Consider the following 21,321-nt stretch of genomic DNA (forward strand, 5'->3'; position numbering starts at 1 on the left):
AGGCCGGCTTGCGGGCCATGACTGGCCGCATTCTACCTGTTTTCAATCGCCGCGATTCCCGCACCAAAAGCGTTCCAAACAATAACCGGTTAGTGGAGAGATCACCTTGGTAGAGTACGTAGTTTCCCTCGATAAGCTCGGCAAACATGATGTTGAGCACGTGGGGGGCAAGAACGCATCCCTCGGCGAGATGATCAGCAACCTGGCGGGCGCAGGCGTGTCCGTTCCCGGTGGTTTTGCCACTACCGCTCAGGCCTACCGTGATTTTCTTGAGCAGAGTGGCCTGAACGATCAGATCCATCAGGCCCTCGACGCGCTGGATGTCGACGACGTCAACGAGCTGGCGAGAACCGGCGCCAAGATCCGTCAGTGGATCATGGAGGCTGAATTCCCCGAGAAGCTCAACGCCGAAATACGTACCGCTTTCGCCGCGCTTTCGGCGGGCAACCCGGACATCGCCGTGGCCGTGCGCTCCTCCGCCACTGCAGAAGATTTGCCGGACGCCTCCTTCGCCGGTCAGCAGGAAACCTTCCTGAACATCCGTGGCGTGGAAAACGTGATCCGCGCGGCGAAAGAAGTCTTCGCGTCGCTGTTCAACGACCGCGCCATTTCCTACCGCGTGCATCAGGGTTTCGACCACAAGCTGGTGGCGTTATCCGCTGGCGTGCAGCGCATGGTGCGTTCTGAAACCGGCACCGCAGGCGTCATGTTCACCCTGGACACCGAATCCGGTTTCCGCGATGTCGTCTTCATCACCGGTGCCTACGGCCTGGGCGAGACCGTCGTTCAGGGCGCGGTCAACCCGGACGAATTCTACGTTCACAAAAACACCCTTGAAGCCGGTCGCCCGGCGATCCTGCGCCGCAACCTGGGCAGCAAGGCGATCAAGATGATCTACGGCGAAGAAGCCAAGGCCGGTAAATCGGTCAAGACCATCGACGTTGACCTCGCCGATCGCGCGCGTTTCTGCCTCAGCGACGAGGAAGTCAGCAACCTGGCACGCCAGGCGATGATCATCGAAAAACACTATCAGTGCCCGATGGACATTGAGTGGGCCAAAGACGGCGACGACGGCAAGCTGTACATCGTGCAGGCGCGTCCCGAGACCGTTAAAAGCCGCAGCTCGTCCAATGTCATGGAACGCTATCTGCTGAAAGAGAAGGGCACCGTTCTGGTGGAAGGCCGCGCCATCGGCCAGCGCATCGGCGCCGGCAAGGTGCGGATCATCAAGGACGTGTCCGAGATGGACAAGGTCCAGCCCGGCGATGTACTGGTCTCCGACATGACCGACCCGGACTGGGAACCGGTGATGAAGCGCGCCAGCGCCATCGTCACCAATCGCGGCGGGCGCACCTGCCACGCCGCGATCATCGCCCGCGAGCTGGGCATTCCGGCAGTAGTGGGTTGCGGCAACGCCACCGAGCTGTTGCAGGAAGGTCAGGGCGTCACCGTGTCCTGCGCCGAGGGCGACACCGGTTACATCTTCGAAGGCGAGCTGGGCTTCGACATCAAGCAGAACTCCGTCGACGCCATGCCTGACCTGCCGTTCAAAATCATGATGAACGTCGGCAACCCCGATCGCGCCTTTGATTTCGCCCAGTTGCCCAACGCCGGCATCGGCCTGGCGCGTCTGGAATTCATCATCAATCGCATGATCGGCGTGCACCCCAAGGCGCTGCTGAACTACGCCAACCTGCCTCAGGACATCAAGGAAAGCGTCGACAAGCGCATCGCCGGCTACGACGATCCGGTCGGTTTCTACGTCGAGAAGCTGGTGGAAGGCATCAGCACCCTGGCGGCGGCGTTCTCGCCGAAGAAAGTCATCGTGCGCCTCTCGGACTTCAAGTCCAACGAATACGCGAACCTCATCGGCGGCAAGCTTTACGAGCCGGAAGAAGAAAACCCGATGCTGGGCTTCCGTGGCGCGTCCCGTTACATCAGCGAAAACTTCCGCGACTGTTTCGAGCTGGAGTGCCGTGCCCTCAAGCGTGTGCGCAACGAGATGGGCCTGACCAACGTCGAAATCATGGTGCCGTTCGTGCGCACCCTGGGCGAAGCGAGTCAGGTCATCGATCTGCTCGCCGAAAACGGGCTGGCCCGTGGCGAGAACGGTCTGCGCGTGATCATGATGTGCGAGCTGCCGTCCAACGCCCTGATGGCCGATGAATTCCTCGAATTCTTCGACGGCTTCTCCATCGGCTCCAACGACCTGACCCAGCTGACCCTGGGGCTGGACCGTGACTCCGGGATCATCGCCCACCTGTTTGACGAGCGTAACCCTGCGGTCAAGAAGCTGCTGTCCTACGCCATTCAGGCCTGTAACAAGGCCGGCAAGTACATCGGCATTTGCGGCCAGGGCCCGTCCGATCATCCGGATCTCGCGCGCTGGTTGATGGAGCAAGGCATCGAAAGCGTGTCCCTCAATCCTGATTCAGTACTGGAGACCTGGTTCTTCCTGTCCGAAGAGGACGCTCCAACCTGATGCAGATCGAGTAAGATGCCGGCCCGTTTCAATGGGCCGGTTTCCCGAGAGGGCGGTTCTTTAACGAATCCGCCCTTTTTTGTGGGTGATTTTCAGCGCGCTGGTAGCGTCAACTTGCTGTCTCGCCCAACCGCCGTTCCCCCTCCACCAAGAGCATCCAGCAAAAGCACCATGCAAAGCAGCAGTCATCTCTTTCCCGTGGCCTTGATCAGTGCCGAGCGTCGTGGCGACCTGACCGAGGACGTCTACCGTTTGAAGCCCGGCAACAGCCCGGATTTCACCGTCGAAATCGCCGTCACCCGGCTGGGTCTTGTGTCCGCCCCAGATGCCCGAGGCGTGCCGGTGGTCCTGCTGCACGGCAGCTTTTCCAATCGACGCTTCTGGTATTCCCCCAAAGGCATCGGACTGGGCGCTTATCTGGCCCGTGCCGGGTTCGATGTGTGGATCCCGGAAATGCGCGGGCACGGCCTGTCGGCGCGTAACAGCGCGTATAAATCCAACGGCGTCGCTGACTATGCGCGCTTTGATCTGCCGGCCATCGCCGGGTTCGTGCGCGAGCAGACTGGCGAGGCGCCCCACTGGATCGGCCATTCCCTGGGCGGCACGACCCTCGCTGCGGCTTTGGGCGGGCACTACCTGACGACGGACGACGCCGCGTCGGTGGCGTTGTTCGGCAGTCAGGTCACCCGCAGCCACTGGCCGCTGAAAGTGCCGCCGCTGCAATGGGTCGCACGGCTGCTGCTCAAGCGCTTCGAGCACGTTTCGGGCCCGCGTTTCAAGCGTGGCCCGGAAGACGAACCCATGGGCGTCCTTCTGGAGAACATGCGCTGGCGCGGCCTGTTCGGCAGCTTCGGCCACGAGAAGGATGACTGGTGGGCCGGGCTGCAACAGGTCACGGTCCCGCTGCTGTGCGTGGCTGGCGCTGGCGATCATCAGGACCCGGAATGGGCCTGCCGCGAGCTCTTCGAGCGCTTCGGCAGCGACGACAAGACGTTTCTCGTCCTAGGCCGCGAACAGGGCTTCAGCGAAGACTTCGGCCACGTGCCGATGCTGGTCAGCAAAGCCGCGCAAACCCAGGTGTGGCCGCGCGTGGCGGACTGGCTGAATCGCCATGTTCCGGTGGCAAAGGCTGAATCAACGCTGAACATGATGGCAACTCCGTCATAGTCGCGGTTTCAGCCATTCCTTGGGCGCTGACTTGGCGCTAAGCTGCACCCATTCTCGACACCGGGGCCGAACGGCAGGTGGCGACTCGTTGGTCAGATTTTTCTGTGCCCCATGAGGTGCTATATAAGGACGCAATGCGCGGGGAGCGTCGGTCGTTCAAACAGACCGTCTATTCTCGTAGCCGTCTATCCTAGTGGCTGTCTACCCTCATCACAGAGCTTTCCTGACAGGAGTTACCCATGCACTACATCACCCCGGACTTGTGCGACGCCTACCCTGAGCTGATTCAGGTGGTAGAGCCGATGTTCAGCAATTTTGGTGGCCGTGATTCATTTGGTGGCGAGATCGTCACGCTCAAGTGCTTCGAAGACAATTCGAAGGTGCGTGAGCAGGCTGAACAGCCTGGGCACGGCAAAGTCCTGGTCGTGGACGGTGGTGGCTCTCTGCGCTGCGCACTGCTCGGCGACATGATCGCGGAGAAGGCGGCGAAAAACGGCTGGGAGGGCATGGTGATTTTCGGCTGCGTGCGTGACGTCGACGTCCTCGCGCAGACCGATCTGGGTGTGCAGGCATTGGCCAGTCACCCGCTCAAGACTGAAAAGCGCGGCCTGGGTGATCTGAACACGGTGGTGAGCTTCGGCGGTGTGACCTTCAAGCCGGGCGAATTCATCTATGCCGACAACAACGGCATCATCGTCTCGCCCAGCGCACTGAAAATGCCGGACTGATTATTCTTTACGCGGTTAGCGATTCACTCAGCAAGGACACGAATGTTCGACGAAACAAACGCGCAGTGGGGGCTGGTTCATGCCCTCGTGTTGGACGGAAAGGGCGGGGCGCGTTCAATCCCCCGCACTGCACTGGATGGCCTTCAATTGGAGCCCCACGAAAGTGTGTGGCTCCACTGGGACCGCAGCCATCCGCAGACCCAGACGTGGTTGCGCAAGACCAGCGGTCTCAGCGAGTTTGTCTGTGACCTGATGCTGGAAGAGAACACCCGGCCACGGCTGCTGGCCTTGCCGGACGACGAATTGCTGTTGTTTCTGCGCGGGATCAACCTGAACCCTGGCGCCGAGCCCGAAGACATGGTGTCGGTGCGTATTTTTGCCGCCGCCCAGCGCGTTATCTCGTTGCGCCTTCGTTCGCTGCGGGCAACCGACGAACTGATCGCGTCATTGGATGAAGGCAAGGGCCCGAAAACAGCCTCGGAATTGCTGTTGTATCTGGCTCAGTTCCTCACCGACAAGGTTCAAGCGGTGGTGGGCGAGCTCACAGAACTGGTCGATGACATGGAAGAGCGCATAGATGCCGACGAACGGTATCTGCCCGAGCACGGCAACATGGTGCACATCCGTCGGCGAGCGGCGGGGCTGCGAAGGTTCCTGGCGCCGCAGCGGGAGATCTACGCCCAGATGACGCGCAGCAAGATGCCGTGGTTTGTGGAGGATGACGCCGATTACTGGAACGAGTTGAACAACAGCCTGACACGCTATCTCGAAGAGCTGGAACTGACCAAAGAGCGCGTGGGGCTTGTGCTTGAGGCCGAAGACAGACGCCGCAACGAGCGCATGAACAGGATCGTCTATCGGTTTGGAGTCATCACCGGCATCTTCCTGCCGATGAGCTTCCTGACCGGTTTGCTGGGTATCAACGTGGGAGGCATCCCGGGATCGGAAAACCCCTACGGGTTTGTGTACGCTTGCCTGGTGATGCTGGCCGTCGCGGTGGGGCAAATGTGGTTGTTCAAGCGATTGCGGTGGGTGTGAGTGTAAAAAAACGGAAGGCGCACACGAGTGTCGTGTGACTCCAGCAGAATTGGCTGCGTCTTTCAGTGATATTGCGTGAGGTGCCTATGCACGACCCGTTTGAAGAATCACTGCGCGACATGCTCAACGCTTCGTCCAGCAGCCGGGACGATGATGCCGTTCTGGGCCGAGTGTTGAAGACCGCCAACCGTCAGGTCGGCGCCGGTGATCTGTTCAGTCTTCTGGGTCGTTGCACGCAGGCTTTGATGATTGCCGTGAATAACGGCTCCGCCCACGTTTCACCCGTTTCCCGCCGCAAGGCGAAAGGTACCGGTACTGCGTTTGCCGGCACCGGTGTACAAGACAAGGCTGATTGAATATGGAATTGGATCTCTGGACGCAGAGCCTGGTTACTGCAATGACTGCGTTGTGGACCAAAGTCGCGAACTTCATCCCGAATCTGTTCGGCGCGCTGGTCGTGGTGCTTCTGGGTTTCGTGGTGGCAAAGCTGCTCGATACCCTGCTTTCCAAGTTGTTGGCCAAGCTCGGTCTGGATCGCCTGATGGGCGGCACCGGGTTGACCAAGCTGATCAGCCGCGCGGGTATTCAGGTCCCGATATCGACGCTGATCGGCAAGATCGTTTACTGGTTCGTACTCTTGATTTTTCTGGTGTCGGCGGCAGAATCGCTGGGGCTGGAGCGGGTTTCCGCGACGCTGGACATGCTGGCGCTGTACCTGCCGAAGGTGTTCGGCGCTGCACTGGTGCTGCTGGTCGGGGTCTTGCTCGCGCAGTTAGTCAACGGTATTGTTCGCGGCGCTGCGGAAGGCGTAGGCCTGGATTACTCGGCTGGCCTGGGGCGAATCGCCCAGTGGCTGGTGATCATCATCAGTATTTCGGTGGCGATCAGTCAGCTGGAGGTCAAGACCGACCTGCTGAACCATGTGATCGTTATCGGATTGATTACCGTTGGTCTGGCCGTTGCGCTGGCCATGGGGCTGGGAAGTCGCGAGATCGCGAGCCAGATCCTGGCAGGAATTTATGTACGTGAGTTGTACCAGGTGGGGCAACAAGTGCGCGTTGGAGAGGTCGAAGGGCAGATCGAAGAAATTGGCACGGTGAAGACCACCCTGCTGACCGAGGAAGGCGAGTTGGTATCGATGTCCAACCGGGTCTTTCTCGAGCAGCGAGTGAGCAGCCGTTGAGCCGGCGAATCTGCTAATGTATGCCGCCGCAAAACCCGGGCGATTCCCGGGCGCGGCGGACATCTACCCGACTGTCGGCACGACTTGTTTTGAATAACGTTCAAACGCCCTCTTTGCGCTACGACCCACGCGAGCTCTCCGATGAGGAGCTGGTTGCGCGTTCGCACGCCGAGCTGTTTCATGTGACGCGTGCCTACGAAGAGCTGATGCGTCGTTACCAGCGGACACTTTTTAACGTCTGCGCACGGTATCTGGGGAACGATCGCGATGCTGATGATGTCTGTCAGGAAGTGATGCTTAAGGTGTTGTATGGCTTGAAAAACTTCGAGGGTAAATCGAAGTTCAAAACCTGGCTCTACAGCATCACGTACAACGAATGCATCACGCAGTACAGGAAGGAGCGGCGAAAGCGTCGGTTACTGGACGCTTTGAGTCTTGACCCCCTCGAGGAAGCGTCGGAAGAAAAGACGCCGAAACCAGAAGAAAAGGGCGGGCTTGATCGTTGGCTTGTGCATGTGAACCCGATCGACAGGGAAATTCTGGTGCTACGATTTGTCGCAGAACTGGAATTTCAGGAGATCGCAGACATCATGCACATGGGCCTGAGTGCCACGAAAATGCGTTACAAACGGGCACTTGATAAATTACGTGAGAAATTTGCAGGCGTTACCGAAACTTAACTCGGTGCAAATATCTCTAACGAGCAGGCAAGTTCTGATAGACTTGCCGACGAGTTGTCTCTCGCTAAGGGGGACTGCTTTACAATCACCAGATGGGGATTTAACGGATGAAACTGAAAAACACCTTGGGCTTGGCCATTGGTACTATTGTTGCCGCAACTTCGTTCGGCGCTCTGGCTCAAGGCCAAGGCGCAGTCGAAATCGAAGGCTTCGCCAAGAAAGAACAGTTCGACAGCGCTCGTAACTTCAAAAACGACGGCAACCTGTTCGGCGGTTCTGTTGGCTACTTCCTGACCGACGACGTTGAATTGCGTCTGGGCTATGACGAAGTGCACAACGTCCGTAGCGACAATGGCCAGAACATCAAGGGCGCGAACACCGCTCTGGACGCTCTGTACCACTTCAACAACCCGGGCGACATGCTGCGTCCATACGTTTCGGCTGGTTTCTCCGATCAGAGCATCGATCAGAACGGCAGCAACGGTCGTAACCGCTCCACCTTCGCCAACATCGGCGGCGGTGCCAAGCTGTACTTCACTGACAACTTCTATGCCCGTGCTGGCGTTGAAGCTCAGTACAACATCGACCAAGGCGACACCGAGTGGGCGCCAAGCGTCGGTATCGGTGTGAACTTCGGCGGCGGTTCGAAGAAAGTTGAAGCAGCACCAGCTCCAGTAGCTGAAGTGTGCTCCGACAGCGACAACGACGGCGTCTGCGACAACGTTGACAAGTGCCCAGACACCCCGGCAAACGTGACTGTTGACGCTAACGGCTGCCCAGCTGTTGCTGAAGTCGTACGTGTTGAGCTGGACGTTAAATTCGACTTCAACAAGTCGGTTGTGAAGCCAAACAGCTACGGCGACATCAAGAACCTGGCTGACTTCATGAAGCAGTACCCACAGACCACCACCACTGTTGAAGGTCACACTGACTCCGTCGGTCCTGACGCTTACAACCAGAAGCTGTCCGAGCGTCGTGCAAACGCCGTTAAGCAAGTTCTGGTTAACCAGTACGGTGTTGGCGCTAACCGCGTAAACTCGGTTGGCTACGGCGAATCCCGCCCAGTTGCTGACAACGCAACTGACGCTGGCCGCGCTGTAAACCGTCGCGTAGAAGCACAAGTAGAAGCCCAAGCTAAGTAATTAGCCTCGCTTCACGAAAAACCCGGCTCAGGCCGGGTTTTTCTTTGCCTGCGATTTAACACTGCAGTCCCCCCTGATTCGCTCTCCGGCCGTCTAAGCAAAGAGACCGGGGTCACACTGGATCCCTCTAAGCGGATCCACTTAAACGACTAAGTCCGCACTAGCGTTTGACCAGCAACACCCACAAAACCAGATTGATCAGCAGCGACAACAAGGCCACTGCGCGCCAGACCTTGAGGGGCTCACGCTCCAGCAGTGGTGTCGTACGTGTATTCAGCGGCGAAAGCTCTCCCCGTTGAAAGTGCACGAGCCAGTGCTCTGCGGTCTCGAAACGCTTCTGCGGATCAGCTTGCAGGGCGCGCTGCAGATGCTGATCCAGCCACTCCGGGACATCCGGTCGGTAACGGCTGACGGGCAGCGGATTACCGAAGCGGCGGCGCTGAAAGGGCTCGATCTCGCCGTAGGGGTAGTGGCCGGTCAGCAGGAAGTACAGCGTGACGCTGGCGGCATACAGATCAAAGTCTGGGCTTGGCTCTGCGCCGTCGAAGGCTTCAGGGGCCATAAAGCTGGGGGTGCCGGGTACATCGCCGCTTTGATCCACTGACAGGCCCGGGCTGTGGGCGAGCCCGAAATCCAGAATGCGTAAACCTCCCGCCTGCTCGTGCAGCAGATTCTCAGGCTTGATGTCTCGATGAATGATGTTGCGCCGGTGCAGCAGACCGACGGCAGCGATCAGTTCCCGGGCCAGACTCAGCCACGGCGACAGCGCCATTGGCCCTTCCTGATCGAAGATTTCAGCCAGGGTCTGGCCGGAGTACTCACGCATCACGTAGTACAGATGCTGGCGCTGGCCGAGGGGGTGCAGGGCTGGAAAGAAGCGACCCGCGACGCGACGCAAGAACCACTCCTCCAGCAGCAAAGCCTCCGCCGCGCCGGCCTCGTCAAAGCGAGAAGGCGGCAGCGTCTTTAATAACCAATGTTGCTGCTGGCTGTCGCGTACGCGATACACAAGGGACTGTCGCGAGTCGGTCAAACGTGTCTCGACTTGCCAACCTTCAAACGTCTGGCCTGCCTTGAGAAGGGGCGGGACAGGCCATTGCTGAAGTTGCAGCAGCGTTTCGCCCAGGCTGTCGGAGCCCAACTGATCGACCTGAATCAGCAACGCGCTCGCGTTATCGGCACTGCCAGACAGATGAGCGGCGTTGATCAGCGTTCGGACTGCCGTATCCAGATCGGCCTGTTCGTTGAGAATCGAGGCGATTCGTTCATCGCCCAACATTGCCCACACGCCGTCGCTCACCAGCAGCAAGCGCTCGCCCTGGCGCAGTTCGCCGTCGAGGTAATCCATGACCACGTATTGATCCAGACCCAGCGCGCGTTTCAGCACGTGTTGCATGTCCGGCTGTTCCCAAACGTGGTCCTGGCTGATGCGCTGGAGCTGCCCTGTGTGCCAGCGGTACACGCGACAGTCGCCGACATGGGCGAGGGTGAAGCGACGCCCGCGCAGGACCAGCGCACTCAGCGTGGTCAATAAGCCGTTGGCCAGCAGCCAGCGATTGTGCGCCAGCAGCAGGCGGTCGAGGGCCTGGGCGACGCTCCAGGTTTCCGGGTTTGCGTAGTAATCCATGGCCAGCGCCTGCAGCGTGGCCCGGGACGCCAGTCCGCCGTCGGCACATTGACTGACGCCGTCGGCGAGGGCGAACAGGTAACCCTTGCTGGCCGCCAGCGCCGGAGCAGGAGTTACCACGCGAATGGCGTCCTGATTCTCCGCCCGCGGCCCGGTCGCGCTGAATTCGGCAACGCGCAGCTGCAAGCCGCTCGTGGTGGGCGCGACCGGCGTCAGCGGCTGATTGACGCTCACGGTCTAAACGCGGGCAGCGGTGACAGCGGCCGAACCCCAGGTGGTTCTCCAGCGACGCTTGACGTTCATCAGGCCGAACCAGGCGAGCACACCCAGGAATGCAAACAGCCACAGGCCCAGTTGGTACTCGCCGGTGTTCTGCTTGATGGCGCCGAGCCCGGCGGCGAGCAGGAAGCCACCGATGCCGCCGGCCATGCCGATCAGGCCGGTCATGACGCCGATCTCTTTGCGAAAGCGTTGCGGCACGAGCTGGAACACCGCGCCGTTGCCGGCACCAAGGCCGAGCATGGCCGCGACGAAGAGTGCCAGCGCTGCCCACGAGCTGGGCAGGTTGAAACCGACGGCGGCGATGCAGATCGCCGCGACGGCGTACATGCCGGACAGCGTTCGAATGCCGCCAAAACGATCGGCGAGTGCGCCGCCCAGTGGGCGCATCATGCTGCCGCCGAAGACGCAGGCGGCGGTGTAGTAACCCGCGGTCACCGGGCTCAGGCCATATTGATCGTTGAAATAGCCGGGCAGGGCACTGGCCAGGCCGATGAAGCCGCCAAAAGTCACGCTGTAGAAGAACATGAACCACCAGCTGTCGCGGTCGCCCAGGGCTTTGAAATAGTCAGCCATGGATTTGGCTTTCGGACGTTCCGGAGCGTTTTTTGCCATCAGCGAGAACGCGATGAGGGTCAGCAGCAGCGGCGCCACGGCAAAGCCGAACACGTTGTTCCAGCCGAAGCTGGCGGCGAGCACAGGTGCGATCAGTGCCGCGAACACGGTACCGGAGTTGCCGGCGCCGGCGATGCCCATCGCTTTGCCCTGATGCTGCGGCGGATACCACTGCGAAGCCAGCGGCAGCGCCACGGCGAACGACGCGCCCGCCATGCCGAGGAACACACCCAGCAGCAGCGCCTGCTCATAGCTGTGAATGCCCAGTTGCCAGGCGCAGAGCAGCGCGGCGATGACGATCACCTGGCCGATGATTCCGGCGGTTTTCGGCGATAACTGATCGGCCAGCATGCCCATGATGAAGCGCAGCACGGCACCCGCGAGAATCGGCGTCGCCACCATCAGGCCGCGTTGCTGGGTGGTCAGGTGCAGGTCGGCGGCAATCTGCACGGCCATCGGGCCAAGCAGGTACCAGACCATGAAGCTCAGGTCGAAATACAGAAACGCTGCGAACAATGTCGGTTTGTGGCCGGCTTTCCAGAAACTCGTGTTCATCTAACACCTCATCTGCAGGGATTCGTGTTCGGTGGAGGTGTTGCTCGCACCGCTACGGGTCAGGTCATGCAGGCGAAGCACCAGACCGGCACTCCACCCGCCTCGACGTGTTCAAGGCAAAAACGAAAAAACGCCGCAGCCCTGTGCGCTTGCGCGAAGGGGTGCGACGTCTTTGTCGTGAGTGGGCAACCGCCGTTGGCTACCTGTGAGGTGTGACTAGCAATACATGGGCCAAAGGTGCGCCGTTATGCAGGCCGAATGAAATCAGCGCGCGCGGTTCGGACATGGGAGGGCTCAGCCCAACAGTTCGCTCATGGCAATGATCTGCTCCGCCACCTGAATCAGTTTCTGCTGCCGGCTCATGGCCTGGCGTCGCATCAGGGTGTAGGCCTCTTCCTCGTTGCACTGCTTCATCTTCATCAACAGGCCTTTCGCCGTCTCGATGCGCTTGCGTTCGGCCAATTGCTGATCGCGGGCGTGCAGTTGCGCGCGCAGGTCCTGGTCGCTTTCGAAGCGGGCCATGGCGACGTCCAGAATCGGCTGCAGGCGTTGCGCGTGAATGCCTTCGACGATGTAGGCGCTGACCCCGGACTTGATCGCCTGGCGCATCACGCCGGGGTCGTGCTCGTCGGTGAACATCACGATCGGGCGCGGCAGATCCCGGGTCACCAGCACCACTTGCTCCAGCACATCACGCCCCGGTGATTCGGTGTCGATGAGGATCACGTCCGGTCGCACGGCCTGAACCCGGGCGGGGAGGTCGATGATCAGCCCGGATTCATCGATGACCTCGAAACCGGCTTCAGTCAGCGCCGCTTTCAGGCGACCGACTTTTTTGGGGGTGTCGTTGATCAGCAGGATTCGCAGCATGGTGGCGTCTCCTCAGCGATCGGCATGAACGAGGGCGGCATCGGCCAGCGCGTGCAGCTTGAAGCTGCGGGCATAACGCGCCGGGTCGCTGCCGTCCCACATCTTGCCGTCGATCAGCTGGCTGCTGCGCATGGGCGAGGACGGTACGGCGATGCCCAGTGCCTTGGCGGCCTCGCGGTACAGGCCGAGCTGTTGGACGCTGCGGGCGACGCCGAGGTAATCCGGGTCTTCGCGCAGCAAGCCCCAGCGGCGAAACTGGGTCATGAACCACATGCCGTCGGACAGCCACGGCATGTTGACCCGGCCTTCATCATGGAAGCGGATGGCATGGTGGTCGTGCCACCGGTTGCCGAGCCCGTCGTCGTACTCGCCCAGTAGCCGCGATTCGATAGCGCCGACGGGTGCATTGACGTACTCGGGGGCGCCGAGCAACTGCGCGGTGCTTCGGCGGTTGTCAGCGCTTTCTTCGATGAAGCGACTGGCTTCAAGCACGGCCATCACCAGGGCGCGCGCCGTGTTGGGGTATTGCTCGACGAATTCCAGGCTGCACCCCAGCACCTTTTCCGGGTGATCCGGCCAGATGGCCTGGGACGTCGCCAGGGTGAAGCCCAGGTTCTGCTGAACGGCGCTGGCACCCCACGGCTCGCCGACACAAAAGCCGTCGATGCGACCGGCCTGCAGGTGCTCGACCATCTGCGGCGGCGGCACCACCACGCTGTCGACGTCGCGCAGTGGGTGAATGCCCTGGCTCGCGAGCCAGTAATACAGCCACAGGGCGTGGTTGCCGGTGGGGAAGGTTTGGGCGAACGTGAGTTTTGGGTCGCTTTGGTGCGTGCGTCGATCGAGTGCATCAGGAGTGGTCACACCTGCGTCCTGCAGCGCCCTCGACAGGTTGATGCTCTGACCGTTCTGGTTCAGCCCCATCAGTACTGCCATGTGCTTCGCCGGCCCGGCCAGCCCCAGTTGCACGGCGTAGACCAGCCCGTAAAGGCTGTGGGCCGCGTGCAGTTCGCCGCTGACCAGTTTGTCGCGCAGGCTGGCCCACGATGACTGCCGGTGCAAATTGATGTGCAGGCCATAGGGCTGGGCGAAGCCTTGGGTCGCGGCGACGATGAGCGAGGCGCTGTCGGTGAGCGCCATGAAACCGAGGTCGACGCTGGCCAGCTCCGGTGCATCGCTGCCGTTGACCCAGGCCAGCGAGGGGGTGAGCGTGTCATTCATGAGTGCCATTCCGCGTGGAGGCCGACGCGCCTTTCAACGCTGCCGGTCGTCCAAAAAAAACGCCGCCTCGCCCCCTTGAAACCGGGGCGACAGCGACGTCATGTCCTGTGTCTCGCTCCGCCATTGGATCGAGTCGATGCAGGACTTAAAGCAAGCGATATGCCAGCGGCGAACAGGTCAGTCAGCAAAGTTCGCGACATGCCTCGCGCTTCGCCTGCACCGGCGTTTATAATCCGCCGCTGATCCCAGCCGCAATCGAGCCGCCCCCGCCCATGTATAACCTGGCCCGCCAGTTACTGTTCAAACTCTCCCCCGAAGCTTCCCACGATCTGTCCATCGACCTGATCGGAGCGGGCGGGCGTCTGGGGCTCAACGGCCTGTTCAACAAGGCGCCGATGCAGCTGCCGGTGACCGTCATGGGCCTGCGCTTCCCCAACCCGGTCGGATTGGCGGCGGGGCTGGACAAGAACGGCGCGGCCATCGACGGCTTCTCGCAGCTGGGCTTCGGTTTCGTCGAGGTCGGCACCGTCACGCCGCGCCCGCAACCGGGCAACCCGAAACCGCGCATTTTCCGTCTGCCCCACGCCGAAGCCATCATCAACCGCATGGGCTTCAACAACCTGGGCGTGGACAATCTGGTCAGTCGGGTGCAGGCCGCGCAGTACAAAGGCGTGCTGGGCATCAACATCGGCAAGAACGCCGATACGCCGGTTGAGCGCGCCGTGGATGATTACCTCATCTGCCTGGACAAAGTGTACGCCCACGCCAGTTACGTCACCGTCAACGTCAGCTCGCCCAATACGCCGGGCCTGCGCAGCCTGCAGTTCGGCGATTCACTCAAGCAACTGCTCGAAGCCCTGCGGGTGCGTCAGGAAGCGCTGACGCTGATCCACGGCAAACGCGTGCCGCTCGCCATCAAGATTGCCCCGGACATGAGCGACGAAGAGACCGTGCTGGTTGCCGGCGCGCTGCTGGAGTCGGGCATGGACGCGGTGATCGCGACCAACACCACCCTCAGCCGTCAGGGCGTCGAAGGGTTGCCCCACGGCGACGAGGCAGGCGGCCTGTCGGGCGCGCCGGTGCGCGAGCAGAGCACGCACATCGTCAAGGTGCTGGCCGGTGAGCTGGGCGGGCGCTTGCCGATCATTGCCGCCGGCGGCATTACCGAAGGCAGGCACGCGGCCGATAAGATCGCGGCAGGGGCGAGTCTGGTGCAGATTTATTCAGGCTTTATCTACAAGGGACCGGCGTTGATTCGCCAGTCGGTGGACGCGATCGCGTCGATGTCCCGCTGATCATCCAGACGAAAAGAGGGGTTCCGACTGGAACCCCTCTTGGGCCTTGGCCCGCCGCCCGGGTGGGGCGTGCGTGGTAATGGTGAAGCGATCAAGAATGTCGAAAAAGCTCTAGGTCAGGCTGTAACGTGAGGGTTGCGTCAGCCGACCGCGTGAAGTTCGTTGAGTCTGTGAATGCCCGCAGTGCCGGTCATACCGTCCCAGTTGTCGCCGCGTCCTTCTCGCCAGCCATTGATCCAGGCTTGACGCACTGACGGTAGAGTAAATGGGCAAAGCTCACGGGATTTACCGGATACGCCATATTGGTATCCGCGCGAAAATGCTCTTTCCATCGGATCACGCTTAAGTCTTCTCATAGGGTATTGCCCTCGTTTGTTGACTGTAATGTCCCTGGAGACCTCAGGTTGAGGTCCGGCAGAAAATCTTCTGCCGTTAGCGGCCCGCTGCCGGCGTCGCGGGCTTGATGCCACCGCCGTTGCGGCGATGACCTTGGGTGATTTCTAACCAATGAAAGATGCGCTGTGAATGATCGTTTTGTCATAAGAACGTAACCATTCAGGCATTACGACCATAAGCAATCACTCGTTTGACCAGTGTTTTTTGCGGGGGCCCCTTTTAAACGGGGCTTTCAGGTCGCAGTGCAAGTGTTTCGCAATTGAGAGTACTGGCGGTTTACGGTCAGAGGAAAAACGACGAAGGGTCAGCGATGTGACTTTTTATTGCAGCCGCCGTCGTGCTGGATAGTGTTTTTTTACCATCAAAACGTCGGCGCTCAAGTGCTGGCGGACCGTCGCACTCGAAATGTATCGGTGCGAGGGACAGGCACAAACTGTGTGCCGCGCAGGCGTCCTCCTTGAAAGGCGTCTGTTGGAATCGGGCCGGACAATGCGTTGTCCGGCCGCTATAGCCTTAGGCTCTGGAATACTCATGTCGGACCGTTACGAACTTTTCCTCACCTGCCCAAAAGGCCTCGAAGGCTTGCTGGCCGAGGAAGCCACCGCCCTCGGTCTCGAGGAAACCCGCGAACACACTTCCGCCATCCGCGGCACCGCCGACATGGAAACTGCCTACCGGCTGTGCCTGTGGTCGCGGCTTGCCAACCGGGTGCTGCTGGTGCTCAAGCGTTTCCCGATGAAGGACGCCGAGGACCTCTACCACGGCGTGCACGACATCGAGTGGGCTGACCATCTGGAAGCGGAAGGCACGCTGGCCGTGGAGTTCAGCGGTCACGGTTCGGGCATCGACAACACCCATTTTGGTGCTTTGAAGGTCAAGGACGGCATCGTAGACCGCCTGCGCACGGCAGACGGCGTACGCCCGTCGGTCGACAAGCTCAACCCGGATCTGCGCGTGCACCTGCGTCTGGACCGGGGCGAAGCGATTCTGTCCCTGGATCTGTCCGGACACAGCCTGCACCAGCGCGGCTATCGTCTGCAGCAGGGCGCCGCGCCGCTCAAGGAAAACCTCGCCGCCGCGATCCTGATCCGTTCGGGCTGGCCGCGCATTGCCGCTGAAGGCGGCGCACTGGCTGACCCGATGTGCGGCGTGGGTACGTTCCTGGTCGAAGCGGCGATGATTGCCGCCGACATCGCGCCCAACCTCAAGCGCGAGCGCTGGGGTTTCTCGGCGTGGCTGGGTCACGTGCCGGCGATCTGGCGCAAGCTGCATGACGAAGCGCAGGCACGTGCGCAAGCGGGCCTGGCCAAGCCGCCGCTGTGGATCCGTGGTTACGAAGCCGATCCGCGCCTGATTCAGCCAGGCCGCAACAACGTCGAGCGCGCCGGCCTGAGCGAGTGGATCAAGATCTACCAGGGCGAAGTGGCGACGTTTGAGCCGCGTCCCGACCAGAACCAGACCGGTCTGGTGATCTGCAACCCGCCGTACGGCGAGCGTCTTGGCGACGAGGCGAGCCTGTTGTACCTCTATCAGAACCTCGGCGAGCGTCTGCGTCAGGCCTGCCTGAACTGGGAAGCGGCGGTGTTCACCGGCGCGCCCGATCTGGGCAAGCGCATGGGCATTCGCAGCCACAAGCAATACGCGTTCTGGAACGGCGCACTGCCGTGCAAGCTGTTGTTGATCAAAGTGCTGCCGGATCAGTTCGTCACCGGCGAGCGTCGCACCCCGGAGCAGCGTCAGGCCGAGCGTGAGCAAGCCGCTTACGATCAGGCGCCGGACGAACCCCAAGAGCGCCAGTACAACAAGAATGGCAACCCGATCAAGCCGACGCCGGCCCCTGCGCCGGTCATCGAGCAACCGCGCTTGAGCGAGGGCGGGCAGATGTTCGCCAATCGCTTGCAGAAGAACGTCAAGGCGCTGGGCAAGTGGGTCAAGCGCGAAGGCATCGATTGCTACCGCGTCTACGATGCGGACATGCCCGAGTACGCCATGGCCATCGACCTGTACCACGACTGGGTCCACGTTCAGGAATATGTCGCGCCGAAGTCCATCGACCCGGAAAAGGCTTCGATCCGCATGTTCGACGCCCTGGCGGCCATTCCCCAGGCGCTCGGCATCGACAAGAGCCGCGTGGTGGTCAAGCGCCGCGAACGGCAGAGCGGCATCAAGCAGTACGAACGCCAGAGCGCCCAGGGCAAATTCAATGAGGTCAACGAAGGCGGCGTGAAGCTCCTGGTCAACCTCACCGATTACCTGGACACCGGCCTGTTCCTCGATCACCGGCCGATGCGCATGCGCATTCAGCGCGAAGCGGCGGGCAAGCGTTTCCTCAACCTTTACTGCTACACCGCGACCGCCAGCGTGCACGCGGCCAAGGGCGGGGCGCGCAGCACCACCAGCGTCGACCTGTCGAAAACCTATCTGGACTGGGCGCGTCGCAACCTGTCGCTGAACGGTTTCTCGGACAAGAACCGTCTGGAGCAGGGCGACGTGATGGTGTGGCTGGAGGCCAGTCGCGAAGAGTACGACCTGATCTTCATCGACCCGCCGACCTTCTCCAACTCCAAGCGCATGGAAGGCGTGTTCGACGTGCAGCGCGATCAGGTTCAACTGATCGACCTGGCGATGGCGCGCCTGGCGCCGGGCGGCGTGCTGTATTTCTCCAACAACTTCCGCAAATTCCAGCTCGAAGAGACGCTGGTCGAGCGTTATGCGGTGGAAGAAATCACCCAGCACACGGTCGACCCGGACTTTGCACGCAACGGCAAAATCCACCGCGCCTGGAAAATCACCGCGCGTTGAGGCAAATCGCCAGGCTGACGTGTCGGAATACCCGGCGGGTCAGCCTGCGTTATCCGAGCCCTTTCGCCTTGCGTGTCCCGCGCAAGGCACCCCCTTCATGATCAGCGCTGCACCGCGACGCATTTGATTTCCACCAGCAGGCCAGGCTTTGCGAGGTCGCTGACGCCCAGGCATGTCCATGCACAGGTGCCACGAGGGAAGACGCTGTCCTTCACCGCCCTGAATACGGGCATATGGCGGTGCAGATCGATGTGGTAGGTGGTCAGATCGACGACGTCCTCGAAGGTGCATCCTCCAGCGGCCAATACACGCCGCAGGTTTTCCCTCGCTGCCAGGAATTGCTGCTCCGGTTCTTCGATCACGGCCAGCTCATGGGTTCGACCGACCTGGCCGGCACAGTAGAGGGTTTTGCCGACCTTGACGGCAGGGGCATAGCCTGCGCGTTCGGCGAGCAGGCGCATTTCATCCGGGACGATGAGTTGACGGCCGGTCATGGGAGGCTGCCTGGAAGTCGGTCGGAGCCGCACGCTATCTCAGGTGCCGGACGTCCGTCCAGTGAGTGGCCTTTGGGTTTTCGAGCGGCGATGGGGTGTACAGAATGTCTTAGGGGTGAAAACGTTCCGCGCCTTCTTGCTCGGTCGTTCCGGATAAATCACACTCTGAACGAGAGGTAATGAGCATCAGTACAGGATGAGTCCATTTTTTGAGGCAAGGGGAATGCGTAAATCCAGAGTCATCATCATAGCCACCCTGTCAGGGCTGATAGGGGCAGTTCTTCCTATGATCACGATGGCTTACATTTCCTGGGAAAGGGCGCTGGCCAAAGAAAGGACTCATTTGGCGACTTACTCCGAGCGAGCGCTCAAAAACATTAGCTTGTCATTGCAACAAGGTCTCAATGTTATAGCGCAGATGGAGAACTGGGCTGGGGTGCCGTGTTCTCCAGAGCATATTTCGTTAATGCGAAAAGCGACCGTGAACACCCGTGCGGTCGAAGAAATTGATTATCTCGAGCGAGGGTCGCTTGCCTGCACATCATGGGGGGGCACGTCGATACTGTCTGAATCGACGACGTCGACTTATACCGATGCGAGAGGCTATAAAATCAATGTTCGCCTGATCCCGAGTGACCAGGGGATCCAGCCGATCACGATCATGCATCGTGGCGCCTACCGCGTCCTTATAAATGCGGGAAGGCTCAGCGACATCATTCTGGATGATCGAATGCAACTCGGTGTTTTCTACCAAGGCCAATTGGTCAATATTTCTCAGGGAGCGGATGAGAAGACGATTTCCCAACTCGTATCAAACCGAGATCGCAAAAGTAAAGACTATCTCTATGCTGTTTCCACTCAAGACGACTGGTCCGCCCTTGTGGCTGAGCCGATAAAAAGCGTCGACACCAGCTTTTATAGCGAGTTGGCCTGGATGCTGCCCATAGGCCTTGGGATCGGCTTGATTGTCGTATTGTCAGTCATCCGGATCATGCGAGTCAGACTCTCGCCGATGGCCGAGATGCAGATCGCAATCGCCCAGCGGGAGTTCACTGTTCACTATCAACCGATCATTGATCTTGAAACTCAGGAATGTACTGGGGCCGAGGCGTTGGTTCGGTGGCTGAGACCAGACGGCACGGTTGTGGCCCCTGATCAGTTCATTCCGCTGGCTGAAGAAACAGGGCTGATTTTGCCCATCACTGACCAGGTCATCCAGGGCGTCGTCAGAGACATGGCGCAACTTCTACGAGATAACCGGCGTCTTCATGTGGCCATCAACATCTGTGCAGATGATCTTAAATCCGGGCGTTTTCTTGACACGCTTGATCAAGCGTTGAAAGGCTCGATGATTAACAACAGTCAAATATGGATAGAGGCCACTGAGCGAGGCTTCATCGATGTTGAATCGGCCGTTACGACACTTAAAAAAGCGCGGGCGCTGGGCTTCAAGATTGCAATCGATGACTTTGGTACGGGGTACTCCAGTTTGCAATACCTTGAGCGCCTTCCTGTCAATGTGCTCAAGATTGATAAATCCTTCGTGGACGCCATCGATAAATCTTCAGCGTCCAGTTCGGTGGTGACGCATATTATTGCCATGGCTAAAACGCTGGGTCTGGAAATTGTTGCCGAGGGCATCGAGAGCCCCCATCAGGCAGATTACCTGCGACTGTATAAGGTGGATTACGCCCAGGGCTGGTTATATTCGAAAGCATTGCCCTCTCAGGATTTTCTAAACTTTGTTAATACCCAGAAAAACCGCTAGGAGGTCTCCGCGATGTCAGACGGGTCGAGGAGCTGTGCAGCGTGAAGAATACGCGGCGCGTGCCTGACCGCTTGCCGCCGCCGCAACCTCAGTTGATCGAAGCATTCGTCACTCCCTCGCTGTCTGAAAAAAACGAGTTCCTATGACAAACCTCGTGATATGTGCTGCTCAATACTGCTCGGTCGCCGGTGACATCAACGTCAACATCGACCGGCATCTTCACACCATGCGCCGCGCGGTCGAACATGGCGTTCAGTTTCTGCTGTTCCCCGAGTTGTCCTTGACCGGCTACGAGCCGTTCCTCGCGCGCGAACTCGCTCAGACACCTGACGCCGAGTGTTTGCAACCGCTGCGTGAGCTCGCGTCGCAGTCAGGGATGACCACCGTGGTGGGGCTGCCACTGCGTCAACCCGGCAGCGAAATCATCCTGATTGGCGCACTGGTGATGGCCGCCGATGGATCGCAGTCGGTCTACACCAAGCAGCATCTTCATCCGGGAGAAGAGGCGGTTTTCAGTGGCGGGGAGGGCGGTGCGCTGGTGGATATCGGCGCCGAGCGCATTGCGCTGTCGGTCTGTGCGGATTTTACCCACGCCGGCCACGCCCAGGCAGCGGCGCAAGTTGGCGCCAGTCTGTACGCCAGCAGCGTCTTGATCAGCGAAGAAGGCTATGCGCGAGACGCTGAATTGCTGCAGAGCTACGCCTGTGCGCATTCGATGGGCGTGTTGATGGCCAACCATGGCGGACCGTCGGGAGGCTGGGCCTGCGCGGGACGCAGCGCATTTTGGTCACCCGCAGGTGAGCGGGTGGTAAGCGCGACGGGTACGGGCGACTGCCTGGTGATTGCCCGTCGGCATGAAGGCGTGTGGGAGGGCGAGGTTGTCGAGCGACCGACTCTGTCTTGAATCAGTTCTGCTGACGAGCCAGCGTCGGGCAATTACAAGTAGCAGGGCACCTTGGCGGTGCCCGCTGCGCTGAGT

18 protein-coding genes are annotated in these 21,321 nt (G+C 60.4%); 12 read left to right on the forward strand and 6 right to left on the reverse strand.

What is annotated here, in order from left to right:
* The first annotated feature begins 106 nt into the window (after positions 1 to 106).
* The 8 genes from ppsA to IFT99_RS01980 all read left to right on the forward strand — a co-directional run bounded on the left by ppsA (position 107) and on the right by IFT99_RS01980 (position 8,420).
* The gene (gene ppsA / locus IFT99_RS01945; protein WP_192130237.1) at positions 107 to 2,482 is read left to right on the forward strand and encodes a phosphoenolpyruvate synthase; all 2,376 of its coding nucleotides are present in this window, start codon (positions 107 to 109) and stop codon (positions 2,480 to 2,482) included.
* Positions 2,483 to 2,653: 171 nt separating this feature from the next.
* Entirely contained in the window at positions 2,654 to 3,649 is a 996-nt protein-coding gene (locus IFT99_RS01950; protein WP_192130238.1) for an alpha/beta fold hydrolase, read from the forward strand.
* Between the two features lie 239 nt (positions 3,650 to 3,888).
* Positions 3,889 to 4,377: a ribonuclease E activity regulator RraA gene (rraA, locus tag IFT99_RS01955; RefSeq protein WP_192130239.1), complete on the forward strand. Its 489-nt coding sequence runs from the start codon at positions 3,889 to 3,891 to the stop codon at positions 4,375 to 4,377.
* A 42-nt stretch (positions 4,378 to 4,419) separates the two neighbouring features.
* Positions 4,420 to 5,415, forward strand: a complete 996-nt coding sequence (locus IFT99_RS01960) for a zinc transporter ZntB (protein ID WP_192130240.1) — start codon at positions 4,420 to 4,422, stop codon at positions 5,413 to 5,415.
* A gap of 86 nt (positions 5,416 to 5,501) precedes the next feature.
* Positions 5,502 to 5,771, forward strand: coding sequence for a CrfX protein (locus IFT99_RS01965; protein WP_065988499.1), 270 nt, complete (start codon positions 5,502 to 5,504; stop codon positions 5,769 to 5,771).
* A 2-nt stretch (positions 5,772 to 5,773) separates the two neighbouring features.
* Entirely contained in the window at positions 5,774 to 6,598 is an 825-nt protein-coding gene (locus IFT99_RS01970; protein ID WP_192130241.1) for a mechanosensitive ion channel family protein, read from the forward strand.
* 89 nt (positions 6,599 to 6,687) lie between these two features.
* Positions 6,688 to 7,278, forward strand: coding sequence for an RNA polymerase sigma factor SigX (gene sigX / locus IFT99_RS01975; RefSeq protein WP_065988497.1), 591 nt, complete (start codon positions 6,688 to 6,690; stop codon positions 7,276 to 7,278).
* A 107-nt stretch (positions 7,279 to 7,385) separates the two neighbouring features.
* Positions 7,386 to 8,420 (forward strand): OmpA family protein, encoded by a 1,035-nt coding sequence (locus IFT99_RS01980; protein WP_065988496.1) that lies wholly within the window; start codon positions 7,386 to 7,388, stop codon positions 8,418 to 8,420.
* Positions 8,421 to 8,580: 160 nt separating this feature from the next.
* Here IFT99_RS01980 and IFT99_RS01985 read toward each other — a convergent pair whose 3' ends face one another.
* The 4 genes from IFT99_RS01985 to IFT99_RS02000 all read right to left on the reverse strand — a co-directional run bounded on the left by IFT99_RS01985 (position 8,581) and on the right by IFT99_RS02000 (position 13,587).
* Positions 8,581 to 10,233 (reverse strand): bifunctional protein-serine/threonine kinase/phosphatase, encoded by a 1,653-nt coding sequence (locus IFT99_RS01985; RefSeq protein ID WP_192130510.1) that lies wholly within the window; start codon positions 10,231 to 10,233, stop codon positions 8,581 to 8,583.
* Between the two features lie 51 nt (positions 10,234 to 10,284).
* A complete protein-coding gene (locus tag IFT99_RS01990; RefSeq protein WP_192130242.1) occupies positions 10,285 to 11,496 on the reverse strand; it encodes a nitrate/nitrite transporter in 1,212 nt (403 codons plus the stop codon).
* A gap of 294 nt (positions 11,497 to 11,790) precedes the next feature.
* Positions 11,791 to 12,366 carry an ANTAR domain-containing response regulator gene (locus tag IFT99_RS01995; RefSeq protein WP_037011032.1) on the reverse strand — a complete coding sequence of 192 codons (576 nt, stop codon included), beginning with the start codon at positions 12,364 to 12,366 and terminating at the stop codon, positions 11,791 to 11,793.
* A 12-nt stretch (positions 12,367 to 12,378) separates the two neighbouring features.
* Entirely contained in the window at positions 12,379 to 13,587 is a 1,209-nt protein-coding gene (locus tag IFT99_RS02000) for a CmpA/NrtA family ABC transporter substrate-binding protein (RefSeq protein WP_192130243.1), read from the reverse strand.
* A 272-nt stretch (positions 13,588 to 13,859) separates the two neighbouring features.
* Here IFT99_RS02000 and IFT99_RS02005 point away from each other — a divergent pair, with 272 nt between their 5' ends.
* Entirely contained in the window at positions 13,860 to 14,882 is a 1,023-nt protein-coding gene (locus tag IFT99_RS02005) for a quinone-dependent dihydroorotate dehydrogenase (protein WP_192130244.1), read from the forward strand.
* Positions 14,883 to 15,022: 140 nt separating this feature from the next.
* Here the strand turns inward: IFT99_RS02005 and rmf are convergent, their stop codons facing one another.
* Entirely contained in the window at positions 15,023 to 15,238 is a 216-nt protein-coding gene (rmf, locus tag IFT99_RS02010; protein WP_074887169.1) for a ribosome modulation factor, read from the reverse strand.
* Positions 15,239 to 15,809: 571 nt separating this feature from the next.
* On the opposite strand from rmf, the gene rlmKL reads away from it, so the two are divergent.
* Positions 15,810 to 18,080 carry a bifunctional 23S rRNA (guanine(2069)-N(7))-methyltransferase RlmK/23S rRNA (guanine(2445)-N(2))-methyltransferase RlmL gene (gene rlmKL / locus IFT99_RS02015; protein WP_192130245.1) on the forward strand — a complete coding sequence of 757 codons (2,271 nt, stop codon included), beginning with the start codon at positions 15,810 to 15,812 and terminating at the stop codon, positions 18,078 to 18,080.
* A gap of 101 nt (positions 18,081 to 18,181) precedes the next feature.
* Here rlmKL and IFT99_RS02020 read toward each other — a convergent pair whose 3' ends face one another.
* Complete coding sequence (locus IFT99_RS02020; protein WP_192130246.1) at positions 18,182 to 18,574, reverse strand: RidA family protein; 393 nt, start codon at positions 18,572 to 18,574, stop codon at positions 18,182 to 18,184.
* 223 nt (positions 18,575 to 18,797) lie between these two features.
* On the opposite strand from IFT99_RS02020, the gene IFT99_RS02025 reads away from it, so the two are divergent.
* The gene (locus IFT99_RS02025) at positions 18,798 to 20,342 is read left to right on the forward strand and encodes an EAL domain-containing protein (RefSeq protein WP_192130247.1); all 1,545 of its coding nucleotides are present in this window, start codon (positions 18,798 to 18,800) and stop codon (positions 20,340 to 20,342) included.
* A gap of 142 nt (positions 20,343 to 20,484) precedes the next feature.
* A complete protein-coding gene (locus IFT99_RS02030; protein ID WP_192130248.1) occupies positions 20,485 to 21,246 on the forward strand; it encodes a carbon-nitrogen hydrolase family protein in 762 nt (253 codons plus the stop codon).
* Positions 21,247 to 21,321 lie beyond the last annotated feature (75 nt).

The organism is Pseudomonas sp. CFBP 8772, assembly GCF_014841665.1.
Taxonomy (GTDB): Bacteria; Pseudomonadota; Gammaproteobacteria; order Pseudomonadales; family Pseudomonadaceae; genus Aquipseudomonas; species Aquipseudomonas graminis_B.